This window comes from Rikenella sp., from assembly GCF_056799795.1.
Genome location: NZ_JBQIQO010000013.1, coordinates 19,434 through 32,780, shown reverse-complemented (window position 1 = coordinate 32,780; position 13,347 = coordinate 19,434). Strand labels below are relative to the sequence as shown.

The following is a 13,347-nucleotide window of genomic DNA, read 5'->3' as shown; positions in this document are numbered from 1 at the left end:
AAAGAATCCAAAAGAAAGGGGGAATGAGTTGATACTCATCCCCCCGTGTGTGTTTAGAGTGAGAATGTTTGACAAGGACTCACACTCCCTCCTATTCCTACTCCCATTCGATGGTTGCCGGCGGTTTCGACGAAATATCATATACTACGCGATTAATCCCTCGCACCTTATTGATGATGTCGTTCGATACCTTGGCCAGCAGTTCATACGGCAGGTGTACCCAGTCGGCGGTCATCCCGTCGGTCGAGGTCACGGCGCGTAAGGCTACGCAAGACTCATACGTCCGTTCGTCGCCCATCACGCCGACGCTCTGCACCGGCAGCAGCATGACGCCTGCCTGCCAAACCCGATCATACCACCCCCATTCGCGTAAAGCGTTGATGAAGATGGCATCGGCTTCCTGCAAAATGCGCACTTTCTCTTTGGTCACCTCGCCCAGAATGCGGATCCCCAAGCCCGGCCCCGGGAAGGGGTGACGCCCGAGCAAAAGGTCGGAGAGGCCCAGCTCCCGTCCGATCCGCCGCACTTCGTCTTTGAAAAGCAACCGCAGCGGTTCCACGATCTTGAGGTTCATCTTCTCGGGCAAGCCGCCTACGTTGTGGTGCGATTTGATGGTCACGCTCGGCCCGTTGACCGATACGGATTCGATGACGTCCGGATAGATCGTCCCCTGGGCCAGCCAACGCACCTCCTGGAGCTTTTGGGCCTCGCTGTCGAAGACTTCGATGAAGTCGCGGCCGATGATCTTCCGCTTCTGTTCCGGATCGGTCACGCCTTTCAGATCGCTCAGGAATTTGTCGCCGGCGTCGACGCCGATCACGTTGAGCCCCATGTTCTTATAGGAGTCGAGCACGCTGGAGAATTCGTCTTTCCGCAAGAGGCCCATATCGACGAAGATACAGGTCAGGTTGGCGCCGATGGCCTTGTGCAGCAATACGGCGGCTACGGAGGAGTCCACGCCGCCCGAAAGCCCGAGGACGACTTTGTCATTCCCGAGTTTCGCCCGCAGTTCGCGGACGGTGGTTTCGATGTACGATGCGGGTGTCCAGTCCTGTTTGCATCCGCAGATGTCGACGACGAAGTGTTTCAGCAGTTGAAGCCCTTCAGTGGAGTGGTAGACTTCGGGATGGAACTGAATCCCCCAGGTATCTTCACCCGCGATGTGGAAGGCGGCGACCCGTACATCTTCGGTGCTGGCGATGATTTCGCAGCCGGTCGGCTCTTTGACGATGGTGTCGCCGTGGGACATCCAAACCTGGGTCTGTTCGCTCAGACCGGCGATCAGCGGGTTCTGGCTCTGCACTTTCGAGAGCATGGCGCGGCCGTACTCTCTGCTGTTGGACGGTGCGACTTCGCCGCCGAAATGATGGGCCAGATATTGTGCGCCGTAGCAAACGCCGAGCAGGGGCAGATGTCCTTTAATCCCGCTGAGGTCGATCCGGGGCGCCTCTGCGTCGCGCACGGAGAAGGGGCTGCCGGACAGAATCACGCCTCTCACGGAGGGGTCGATGGCGGGGTAGTGGTTGTAGGGGTGTATCTCGCAATAGACGTTCAGTTCGCGTACCCGTCTGGCTATCAGCTGGGTGTACTGCGATCCGAAGTCGAGGATCAGAATTTTTTCCTGCATAGACGAACGTGATGTTAGATGGATACAAATTTACAGTTTTCGGCGGAATTTTCCACTATGGGGTCGGACTAAAGCCGGGAGACTCGGAGCGAATGGTCTTTTTCGATGGTCAGGACGAGGCCGTCGTGGCCCAAAAGGGTCTCGGGAAACTCGCTCCGGGCTTCGTCCAGCAGGGGGGCAAGGCTCTTATACCGGGCGGAGTAGTGGCCGAGCAGCAGATGCCTGACGTTCGCCTGGCGGGCGATCCGGGCGGCCTGAAGGGCGGTGGAGTGGCCGGTCTTCGCGGCGAGCGCTTTGTCTTCGTGGAGGTAGGTGGATTCGTGGTAGAGCAGATCCACGCCTTCGACGAGGGCGGCGACTTTCCCGGAGGGGGTGGTGTCGCTGCAAAAGGCGTAGCTTCTGGGGGTGTAAGGCCGGTAGGTGGCCTCGCAGGCGGTCAGGGGGGCGCCGTTGGCTAAGGTGGTATCTCGGCCTTGTTTCAGGACGGCGATCTGGTCAGGGGTCAGTCCATATCCTTCGACGAGGTGTTTGTGTACGTTCAGGCAGGGTTCGTGCTCACGAAAGAGGTAGCCGCAGCAGGGAACGCGATGCCGAAGGGGAAGGCTGGAGACGCTGAACACGCGGTTCGACCATACGTCGATCCCGGATGTTCTGGTATCCACTTCTTTGATATCCAGTGGATAAGGCAGCTCGACTCCGAAAAATCCGAAGTGGCTCCGCAGCATTTCGCCGAAGGGGTGCGGGGCGATGATTTCCAACCGCCGTGTCCGCCCCATCATGCTCATGGTGGAGAGCAGGCCGAAAATCCCGTAAACGTGGTCGCCGTGTAGATGGGTGATGAAAATCGCGTTGATCTTCAACGGATTAATCCCGTATCGAAGAAGCTGGTATTGTGTCCCTTCGCCGCTGTCGATCAAAAAAAACTGCTCATGTACGTTCAGTACATGAGCAGTATGATGCCTGGTAGCGGTCGGTCGGGCCGAACTGCATCCCAGTATGGTCACTCGAAAGGTCATAACGTATTTTAATTGTCTTCATTCTTTGCGCCGGACGGAACCGTACCTTTTCTTCAGAAAAGGTACCCAAAAGACTTTTGCAGAGGTCGTCCCGATGGGCCGACCACGTGTTCTCTCCGCCTTGTTCGTTGGGCTGAGATTTTCAGGCGAGGCGCGCTAATCGGGCATATCACCCAAGCGCGCCCGCCGAAAATCCAGCCTAACCCAAGGTCAGACACGGCCAGAGCATCCCGCAGGGATGTGCTCTGAAGTTTGGCTTCGCCTTCCTCCTCGCCGCTCGGCAATTTGCAAACTATGTTTGCATTGCTCTCGCTGGCAGCGTCGGTTTTCTGGTTCTTTTTGTGAACAAAAAGAACAGTTCTATCCAGTGGTCAATGAACGGGTACAACTAAAAGTACCTGATTAGTTTTTGCCTTCGAGCTGCGCTTTGAGTTCAGCGAGGCCAGAGATATCTCCCAGCGTGGTTTTTTCCATCGACGAGGAGAGTTTCTTCACGGCATCCTGGGTGGAAGCTTCTTTCACGGCGTCTTCTTTGCCTTTGGCTTCTTCGAAGGTGCGGGTGTGCGAAAGGATCAGTTTCCGGTTGTTTTTGCCGAATTCGAGGACGCGGAATTCCAGGGTTTCGCCCACTTTAGCGGTCGTCCCGTCGGCTTTGACCAGACCACGGCCCGGTGCGAAACCTTCACCGCCTTCGTTCAAGGTCACGACGGCGCCTTTGTCGTTGATTTCGGCGATCGTTCCGGTGTGGATGGTGTCCGGTTTATAGATGGTTTCGTAAACGTCCCACGGGTTTTCTTCCAACTGTTTGTGACCGAGGCTCAAACGACGGTTTTCTTTGTCGATTTCCAGTACTTGTACGTCGATCATGGAGTCGATCTGGGTGAATTCCGAGGGGTGTTTGATTTTCTTGGTCCAGCTGAGGTCGCTGATGTGGATCAGACCGTCGACGCCTTCCTGGATTTCGACGAAGACGCCGAAGTTGGTGAAGTTGCGTACGCGGGCCTGATGACGGGAACCGACCGGATATTTGGTTTCGATGTTTTCCCACGGATCCGGGGTCAGTTGTTTGATACCCAAGGACATCTTGTGGTCGTCGCGGTCGAGGGTCAGGATGACTGCTTCGACTTCGTCGCCGACTTTCATGAAGTCTTGTGCGGAGCGCAGGTGTTGCGACCAGCTCATTTCGGAGACGTGGATCAAGCCTTCGACGCCCGGTGCAATCTCGATGAATGCGCCGTAGTCGGCCATCACGACGACTTTACCTTTAACTTTGTCGCCGACTTTCATCTCTGCGGCCAAGGCGTCCCACGGATGCGGGGTGAGTTGTTTCAGGCCGAGGGCGATGCGTTTCTTGGCGTCGTCGAAGTCGAGGATAACGACGTTGAGTTTCTGGTCGAGTTGTACGATCTCTTCGGGGTGGTTGACGCGGCCCCAGGAGAGATCGGTGATGTGGATCAGACCGTCGACGCCGCCGAGGTCGATAAATACGCCGTAGGAGGTGATGTTCTTAACGGTACCTTCGAGGATCTGGCCTTTTTCGAGTTTGCCGATGATGTCTTTTTTCTGTTGTTCGAGTTCGGCTTCGATCAGGGCTTTATGCGATACGACGACGTTGCGGAATTCCTGGTTGATCTTAACGACTTTGAATTCCATGGTCTTGTCGACGTAGATGTCGTAGTCGCGAATGGGTTTCACGTCGATCTGGGAGCCGGGAAGGAAGGCTTCGATGCCGAAGACGTCGACGATCATACCGCCTTTAGTCCGGCATTTGATATAGCCCTTGATGATTTCGTCTTTTTCGAGGGCTTCGTTGACGCGATCCCACGAACGGAGTTGCCGTGCTTTCTTGTGAGACAGGGCGAGCTGGCCTTTCTTGTCTTCGGCGGATTCGACGTAGACTTCCACTTTGTCGCCGACTTTGAGGTCGGGGTTGTAGCGGAATTCGCTGCTGGAGATCACGCCTTCGGATTTGAAGCCGATGTTGACGAGAACTTCGCGTTTGTCGATAGCGGTGACGGTACCTTCCATCACTTCGCCGGTCTGGATGTTCGAAAGGGTCTGGTCGTACTCTTTGGCGATTTGTTCTTTGCTGGCGCCGCCGTAAAGACCGGCTTCGGTCTCGAAGGCGTCCCAGTTGAACGTTTCCACGGGTACGGAGGCGTTCGAAAGCGTCGCGGATTTGGTTTCTTCTGCGTTTGTCATTGTTTTGTTTGTGTTTGAAACTAAACGGGTTAGACTTTATGTATTGACGCCTTCCGGCTTCCTCTTTGGGGGAGTGGGCCGAAAGGCGTCGCAAAGATACGAATATTTTTAGTTATTCCTAATGGTGTCGGGGGGCGATTCGGAGGAGAGATTGTCTGGTTCGAGCGCCGCTGGGCATCGCCCCGGGCTACCGTCATACAAACTCCGGGACACTGGTATATATCGGTTGTCACGGATTCAGCTGGTCGTCCACAACGAATGACATTGATGGAGCATATCTGACATTCAGTACCGCTGATCTTGAGCCCAGTTTTGTAAACAGCCGTACCTACGGTTTTCAGTTGCGTTGCCTCTCGGAATAAACGGGGCACCGCGCGGCACTCGAATACAGGCTGGGCTACTTTATGCGGGCTGGACTTAGCGGTTCGCCGCCAGCGGTGAGTGCAACGAGCTCCGTCGAGTTGCAGTCCGCCGCAGGGGGTGGCGGCGGACTGCGCGGCTCAAAGAGCCGCAGAAGCAATATCCCATTCACCGCCCCATTCTGCGAAGTTCGTCCTCGGGCGCGCCCCCCGGCGCCCGCCTACGGCGTTCGCTGCGCGCCGAGAACGGCGATTCTACGAATCGCGCTATTCGCTCTCGGTTTAAGCGGGTTGAAGCCTGCGGGGCCCACAGCAACGTCAGTTGCGGGCCTCCGCGGTCGGAGGCTTCGGTCCGCGCGGTTCTGCGAGTCGCAAGAGCATAGCCCAAAGCTCGTCCCAGTTCCCTGCCCCGTGTCAGCCTCACTGCGGCTTCGCTGTCGCTCCGCCGCGTTTTGCCGTCGCCCGCTGGGATTTCATCTCTATTTTGCTGACGCAAAATGAGCGAAATCCCTCTTTAGGCGGGCGGGCGACGGATTTTCGCACGCTTGGGCGATTTATTCTCTATTCGGCTCACCGCCCCAAAGAGTTGGATCGCCTCTTTTGGGCGTCGGCGCGCGGTCGAGCTTCGACTGGCCTTGGGCCGGCCGGGCCCCGCGTGCCCGCGGTGGGCAATGGGCCGTGTCAGTCCAATCCTTTGTTCGTGCGTCTCTCTGAGTAGTTCGTGCCAACACATTGGAACCGCAGATCAGCCCCTGATCTGGGCGCCGGTGGCTTTGGTCAAGGCAGACGAAATGGTGCTCATAATCCGCTCGATTTCGCTGTCGGTCAAGGTCTTGGTCGGATCTTCGAGGACGAAGTTCAGGGCGTAGGATTTCTTCCCGGCCGGCAGTTTGTCGCCTTCGTAGACGTCGAAGAGGCCGACGGATTTCAGCAGTTTCTTCTCGGCCCGGCTGGCGGCGTCGCGAAGCTGGCTGAAGGTCACGGCTTTATCGACCAGCAAGGCCAAATCTCGCTTCACTTCGGGGTATTTCGAGAGCTCGACGGCCTGTATGCGGACGGTCTCGACGATCTTTTGCAGGTGGGTGAAGTTCATCTCCAGGAAGTAGACGGGCTGTTTCAGGTCGAACTGGCCCCGGCTGAGTTTCGGAGAGACGATCCCGATCTCGAAAAGCTTTTTGCCGCGGATGATGTAGGCGATCGCTTCGGAGTAGAGGTCGCTCTCCAAGGTTTCGTAACGCCCTTCGTAAATCTGGACGCCGAAGCGTTGCAACAACAGCTCTGCCAGGCTCTTGACGGTGAAGAAGTCACTCGGGCCGGGCTTCGGGTCGTTCCAGTTGGGCTGACGTTCGGAGCCGGTCACGGTCAGGGCGAGCCGGTATTCTTCCCGATAGGGACGAAGGGTGCCTTTCTGGGTGGGGTCGTCGGTGGCTTGTGCGGCGACGGCGGGGTCGTAGAAGTAGCAGTTCCCGAATTCGAAGAGGCGCAGGTCTCCGTTCCGCCGGTTGACGTTCAGGGCGACGGCTTCCAAGGCGTTGAAGAGCAGGGTCTGGCGCATCACGTTGAGTTCGTTGCTCAGCGGGTTGAGTATCCGCACGCAGTGGGAGGCGGGATAAGAGGTCAGGGATTCGTAGTAGGCGCCGCGGGTCAACGAGTTGCTCATGATTTCGACGCATCGTTGACCGACGAGCAGGTCGGCGGCGGCGTTGGCCAGTCGATCCGGGGTCTTCTGGTTGCCGGTGGTGATGACGTTCTTGATGTAGTGCGGGTCGGGCACGTTGTTGAAGCCGTAGATCCGCAAAATCTCTTCTGCGATATCGGCTTCGCGCTGCACGTCGACGCGGTAGGCGGGGACGGCGATCTCCAGTATGGTGTCGCCGTTCTCGGCGAGGGTCTCTTTCCGGATGTCGATTTCGAGGCCGGTCAGGATCGCCCGGGCAGTCTCGGTCGGAATCTCGGCGCCGATCAGCCGGTTGATGCGTCCCAGGTTGACGGAAAATTCGAAGGGAGGGACCGGTTGCGGATAGATGTCTACGATGTCGGAACCGATGATCCCGCCGGCGAGCTCTTTGACGAGCAGGGCGGCGCGGCGCAGGGCATAAGGGGCCATGTCGGGATCGGCGCCGCGTTCGTAGCGGAAGGAGGCGTCGGTGTTCAGGCCGTGTCGCCGGGCGGTTTTCCGCACGCTCACGGGGTCGAAGTAGGCGGATTCGATGAAGATGTCGGTGGTGGTGTCGCTCACGCCGCTGTCGATGTCGCCGAAGACGCCGGCGAGGCACATGGCGTGTTGTTGATCTGCAATGACGAGGTCGTCGGCGCTGAGTTTCCGCTCCACGCCGTCCAGGGTTACGATGGGTTCGCCTTCGTCGGCGCGCCGGACGATGATCTGGTGTCCGGCGACTTTACCCATGTCGAAGGCGTGCAGGGGCTGGCCGCATTCGTGCATCACGAAGTTGGTGATGTCGACGACGTTGTTTTTGGGGTTGAGTCCGATGGCGCGCAGGCGTTGTTGCAGCCATTCCGGACTGGGGCCGATCCGGACGCCGCGGACGGTCACGCCGGAGTAGCGCGGTGCGCCTGCGGTGTCGCGAACGGTGACGGTGACAGGCAGTGCGTTCGGGTCGTCTACTCGAAAGGCGGAGGTGTCGCCGAGCGATGCCTTGACGGTTTGTCTGTGTGCGGTCAGGTAGGCGCCGAGGTCTCTGGCCACGCCGTAGTGCGAAGCGGCGTCGATCCGATTCGGGGTCAGGCCGACTTCAAAAACGTAGTCGGCTTCCATATCGTAGACTTTCGCGGCGGGTGTCCCGGCGGGAATAGCGGGGTCGAGCACGATGATCCCGTCGTGTGCATTTCCCACGCCGATTTCGTCTTCGGCGCAGAGCATTCCGAAGGATTCGACGCCGCGGATTTTCGATTTCTTGATCTTGAAGCCCTCTTCTTCGCCGGTGGGGTAGAGGGTGGTGCCTACTTGGGCGAGGATCACTTTCTGTCCGGCGGCTACGTTGGGGGCGCCGCAAACCACTTGCAGCGGCTGGGCGTCTGTCCCGGTGGAGACGGTGGTCATGTGGAGGTGGTCGGAGTCGGGGTGGTCGGTACAGGTCAGCACTTCGGCTACGACGAGGCCTTCCAGGCCGCCGCGGATGCTTTCGACTTTCTCGATCCCTTCGATCTCGAGTCCGGCGGCGGTCAGTATTCCGGCGGCTTCTTCGGCGCTCAGGCCGCTATCCAAATAGCTCTTTAACCAGTTGTATGAAATCTTCATGTCTCTTTGCTGTTTTTATCCTGTCTGTTTGGTCGTTCGGGCGGCTTGGGGTACTGCTCTTGTCTCCGTTTATTCCGAGAGGCAACGCAACGGAAAACCGAAGGCTCGGTAATATTCCAGTGTCGGGTTCACTTCGGCTGTGTTGAAGTACAAATAGAGGCCGTAGTAGGTAAGGCTGGAGGCAGTTGCTGCTGACCAGACGGAGCCTTCGTCGCTGGTGTTCCATAGGTTGCCGTCGCCGTGGCCGCGGAGGCCCGGGGCGGTGCCGCTCGGCACTCGAACCGGTCAGCCTCTACCCTAAATTTTGTCCAAGAGCGTTTCTCCGTTTATTCCGAGAGGCAACGCAATTGAAAACCGCAGGCACGTAGGTTGGGATTGGTCGGATGGATGCTTGCTACATAGAAATGCAGGTGTAGTCCATTTATGTTGTTGGTTGCAACGGACCAGTAGCATCCGTGGTCGCCTATTCCGTTGAGTGTGCCTGTATTGTGAGTGCGGTAGCCCGGGGCGGCTCGGCACTCGAACCGGTTGCCTGTGCGTCAAGTTCCACAGGTTTCGGGCTGACTTGCCACCCCGTTTTTGCGTTTCGGGTTGCGCGCTCCGGGGGTGGGCCGAAGGCCCAGCGCGCGCAGGCCCGGCGGTTCGAAGAACCGCAAAAGCACAACCCATTCACCGCCCCATTCTCAGAAGTTCGTCCTCGGCGTGCTATTTGCTCTTAGTTCAAGCGGCCGAAGCCTGCGGGGTTTGGGGTAGAGGCTGGCAGCAAAAGACGCTGTGCGTCCCTCCGCGGCGGGAGGCTTCGGCCCGCGCGCCTCTAAAGGGTCGCAAGCATTCGGCCCATTCACCGCCCCCTGCTCGATCCGGCGGGAAAACCGCAATCGGTTTTTTCCGTCCGAAGAACAGGCACAGCCCAAAACTCGGCCGCAAGCACTGCCCCGTGTCTGCCTCACTGCGGCTCCGCTATCGCTCCGCCACATTCCCGTCGCCCGCTGGGATTTCATCTCGATTTTGCTCACCGCAAAACGAGTGAAATCCCCTTTTAGGCGGGCGGGCGACGGTTTTTCGCATTATTCTTGATTCCGCGCGCCTGCGCGATTCATCTATAATTCGGCTACCGCCGAAATAGTTGAATCGCTTCTTTAGGCGGCGGCGCGCGGCGGTGGGAGAGAACCGCGCTCAGGTCGCGCGGGCCCCACGTCCCGTGGACGGGAAATGCTGACGCATTTCCACTGGCCGCCTCTACCCATGCTCTGTTCCGCGCGCTGGCGGAAATCTTATTCAAACGCGAAACACGCGTTTGAATGATTTCCTACCCCAGCGATCGCGCGCGGTCAAACTTTGCCCCGCCTCGAACTCTGTGAACAGAAAGAACCAAAGAAACTTCAGACGGATGCTTCGCATCCTCCAACTGCCTGTGGTCCAGTTTTTTGTTCGCGCGCCTTGGGAAATCTTGTCAAAACGTGCCAGCACATTTTGACGATTTCCCTCCTAAGGCGGCGGCGCGCGTCTTTGGCTACGGGAGGGTACTGTTCTTTTTGTGAACAAAAAGAACCAAAAAGACTTCAGAGCGCATCCCTTCGGGATGCTCTGGCCGTGTCTGCCCGCATGTGCAAGACTGCGACCGCCTCAGCCCATTCTTTTTTCGCGCACGGGCGGAAACTTTCTCCCTCCCAATGCCCCCTACGCTTCCGGACGTTTCCGCAACAAACGGAATGTATCCGAAGCGATCACCAACTCTTCGTTCGTCGTGGCGACGACGACTTTCACCGGCGAGTCCGGGGTCGAAATAATCGCGTCTTCTCCGGCGGCTGCTTCGTTCGCGGCGTTGTCGAGGAAAATCCCCATCGATTCCAACCCTTTACATACGGTATGACGCAATTTAGCCACGTTCTCGGCGATCCCGCCGGTGAAGACGATCATATCGGCGCCTTCGAGCTCGGCCATGTAAGCGCCGACGAAGCGTTTGATCCGGAACATGTACATGTCCATCGCCAGTTGGGCCCGGTCGTTGCCGTTCTGGGCCGCTTCCCGAACGTCGCGCCAGTCGGACGAAATGCCGCTCACGCCCAGCAAACCGGACTGTTTGTTGATCAGGTCGGTGGCTTTCTGGGTGTTCAGACCCTCTTTATCCATGATTTCGAGCAGAACGCCCGGGTCGATCTCGCCGCTCCGGGTACCCATCATCAGGCCGTCTACGGTGGTGAAACCCATCGAGGTGTCGAACGATTTCCCGTCTTTAATAGCGGTGATCGAAGCGCCGTTGCCGATGTGGCAGGTGATGATTTTGGAGTGTTCGAAGTCGAGACCGGTCATTCCGCAAGCCTTCTGGGCCACATACTTGTGGCTGGTTCCGTGAAAACCGTACCGGCGGATGCGGTCTTCTTCGTAGTATTTGTACGGGATGGCGTAGAGGTAACACTCCCGCGGCATGGTCTGGTGGAAGGAGGTGTCGAAGACGGCTACCTGCGGAATGGTGGGCAGGAGGCGTTCGATGGACAAGATCCCTTTCAGGTTGGCCGGGTTGTGCAGCGGGGCGAGCTTGAAGCAGCTCTCGATCTGCTGTTTGACGGTCGGATTGACGATCGCGCTGTCGGAGAAGTACTCCCCGCCGTGGGTCACGCGGTGGCCGGCGGCGGAGATCTCGCTCAGGCTCTTGATGACGCCGTGGTGTTCGTCGGTCAGGGCGTCGAGGATCAGGTTGATCCCGACCGAGTGGTCGGGGATGCTCTGGACGAATTCGAATTTCGGCTTGCCGGTCGGTTTGTGGGTCAGGATGCCGTCGGTCAGGCCGATGCGTTCGACGAGCCCTTTGGCCAACAGTTGGTGGTCGGCGGGGCTGGTCATGCGGATCAGCTGGTATTTGATGGAGGAGCTACCGCAGTTTAATACGAGTATAATCATCTGTGTGTGAATTTATTGCGCAAAACAAGAGGGGCCGGGTACAAGAAGGGTTCGGTGGCCCGGGGGTTTAAGGCGGGTAAAGTTAGCAATTTTATTCCAAACGTTCGCGCAGCGAGTGGAGCATCTCGATTTGGGCGGGGGAGCGGAGGCGGTTCAGAAGGTCGTCGACGAGTTCGCGGGCGGTTTTCCGGGTGTCGCGCGAGCCGCGGGCGGCGACGGTCTCCAGGGAGAGGGCGAGCGGGAGGCTGTAGGGTTCGGGCAGCATGGCCATCAGCAGGCCGACGCGGGCGGTGAAGAGGTCGAGGTCGTCGCCTTGACGCAGGGCGGCTACGTCGGCCATGGCTTGCAGGGAGGGGAGCGCGGGGAGTTCGAGCCGGCGGGCGGTCTCGACGAGGGCGGCGCTCGCGGTGGCGGAGTAGGGGCGGCTACCGACGACTTCGGGCAGCAGGCCGGCGCGAAGGGCTTCTTCGAGGGTGGCGTCGACGGTTTCGCGGCCGATGGCGTGGCGGAAGGTTTCGATGTGGGTGGTCACGTATTCGAAGGCGGGGGAGTCGCTGCGCATGACGATGCTGTTCTCGAAGAGGGGCCAGACGACGCTGTTGGCGAGGTCTTGGGGGAGTTGGCCGTGCAGAAAGGCGCGCATGGCGGCGTCGGTGGCGGCGGGATCGCCGCTCTCGGCGGCGGTGTAGACGCGTCTCAGACGCCAAGTGCCGTACCCTTGGGTGGTCATCAGAAGGGCGCGGAGGCGTTGTTCGAAGTCTTCGGGGTCGAGGGTGGTGTCTATTTTGTCGAGTACGTCGCCGCCGGGGTGGAAGATCAGAATGGCGGGGTAGGAGGTGACTTCGTAGATCCGGGCGAGTTCGGCGCCTTGAGGGGTGCCGGTGGGTACCTGAACGGGGATGAACCGGTTCTCGATGAGGTTTCGGACGGCGGAGTCGCTGAGGACGTGGCCGGACATCCACCGGCTGCGGTGGTTCCAGTCGGCGTAAAATTCGACGAGCAGGGGTTTCCCCTGGCTCCGGGCTTCGTTCAGGGCGGTGTAGGGGTCGCTGCCGTGGTAGGTCAGGCGGGCTTGCCGGCCGGTTTCCTCTCCTGCGGCGGGGTGGAGGAGAAGGGGGAGCAGGAGGATGAGAAGGATTTTTTGGGGGCGCATGGCGGGTGTTTTTCGATGAGGGAGGGAACGGAAAAAGAGGCTTTGTCCGGAAAATCTTCTCTTTGCTAAAGAATAATCCGGCGAAAGCCTCTCTTGCTTTTGGCCTGCAGGTGGTCGGCGGGGCGACTCTATATATATAATAGGTATGGTTATATGGCGGGTCGCGTCCGATCTAAAGCCGGCGCGGTTAGTGGCATCCGCAGCCGCCTTCGCCGCACCCTTCTCCGCATCCGCCGTCTCCACAGTCGCCTTCACAGCCGCAGGAGCATCCGCCGGCGGGCATGGTGTCTTCGGGGCGGGCGTCGCGCACTTCGAGGATCCGGCCGCTGAAGTTCAGGGTCTTACCGGCCATCGGGTGGTTGAAGTCCATGGTGACGTCGGTGTCGTTCACGGCTTTCACGGTGCCCATCAGCCGGTTGCCGTTCTGGTCGGCCATGGGGAGCACGTTGCCGACGACGAGCATGTCGTCGGGGATGGCGCCGTCGACCATAAACACCTCTTTGGGCAGGTTCACGACGGCCTGGGGATTAACTTCGCCGTAGCCTTCGGAGGGGCTCAGCACGAATTCGAAGCTGTCGCCGGCGATCTTGCCTGCGATGTATTCTTCGAATTTGGGCAGGAGCATCCCGATGCCGTACACGAAGCCCAGGGGGCGTTCGGCGGTGGCTTGGTCGGCCACTTGGCCGTCGACGGTCAGGGTGTAGGTCAGTGACACGAATTTGTTCTCTGAAATCTTCATTCTTTGGTTTTTACGTTTGTTTTTGTTTGATAACGGGTGTTCTGGGCCTGTTATTTTACCTGTTCCGAATCTTTTTCTCGTTTATCCTTCC

8 protein-coding genes are annotated in these 13,347 nt (G+C 58.7%); all 8 read right to left on the bottom strand.

What is annotated here, in order from left to right:
- Positions 1-97 precede the first annotated feature (97 nt).
- Positions 98-1,627 carry a glutamine-hydrolyzing GMP synthase gene (gene guaA, locus ACTO3O_RS04840; RefSeq protein WP_297831526.1) on the bottom strand — a complete coding sequence of 510 codons (1,530 nt, stop codon included), beginning with the start codon at positions 1,625-1,627 and terminating at the stop codon, positions 98-100.
- 68 nt (positions 1,628-1,695) lie between these two features.
- Positions 1,696-2,643 carry a ribonuclease Z gene (locus ACTO3O_RS04835; protein WP_297831529.1) on the bottom strand — a complete coding sequence of 316 codons (948 nt, stop codon included), beginning with the start codon at positions 2,641-2,643 and terminating at the stop codon, positions 1,696-1,698.
- A gap of 402 nt (positions 2,644-3,045) precedes the next feature.
- Positions 3,046-4,845: a 30S ribosomal protein S1 gene (rpsA, locus tag ACTO3O_RS04830; RefSeq protein ID WP_294594387.1), complete on the bottom strand. Its 1,800-nt coding sequence runs from the start codon at positions 4,843-4,845 to the stop codon at positions 3,046-3,048.
- A 1,104-nt stretch (positions 4,846-5,949) separates the two neighbouring features.
- A complete protein-coding gene (pheT, locus tag ACTO3O_RS04825; RefSeq protein ID WP_297832742.1) occupies positions 5,950-8,463 on the bottom strand; it encodes a phenylalanine--tRNA ligase subunit beta in 2,514 nt (837 codons plus the stop codon).
- A gap of 69 nt (positions 8,464-8,532) precedes the next feature.
- A complete protein-coding gene (locus tag ACTO3O_RS04820) occupies positions 8,533-8,739 on the bottom strand; it encodes a hypothetical protein (protein WP_297832746.1) in 207 nt (68 codons plus the stop codon).
- Positions 8,740-10,143: 1,404 nt separating this feature from the next.
- Positions 10,144-11,364 (bottom strand): acetate/propionate family kinase, encoded by a 1,221-nt coding sequence (locus ACTO3O_RS04815; RefSeq protein WP_297832758.1) that lies wholly within the window; start codon positions 11,362-11,364, stop codon positions 10,144-10,146.
- A 91-nt stretch (positions 11,365-11,455) separates the two neighbouring features.
- Positions 11,456-12,517 (bottom strand): thioredoxin family protein, encoded by a 1,062-nt coding sequence (locus ACTO3O_RS04810; protein ID WP_297832761.1) that lies wholly within the window; start codon positions 12,515-12,517, stop codon positions 11,456-11,458.
- Between the two features lie 187 nt (positions 12,518-12,704).
- Entirely contained in the window at positions 12,705-13,256 is a 552-nt protein-coding gene (locus tag ACTO3O_RS04805) for an FKBP-type peptidyl-prolyl cis-trans isomerase (protein WP_297832763.1), read from the bottom strand.
- Between the last annotated feature and the right edge of the window lie 91 nt (positions 13,257-13,347).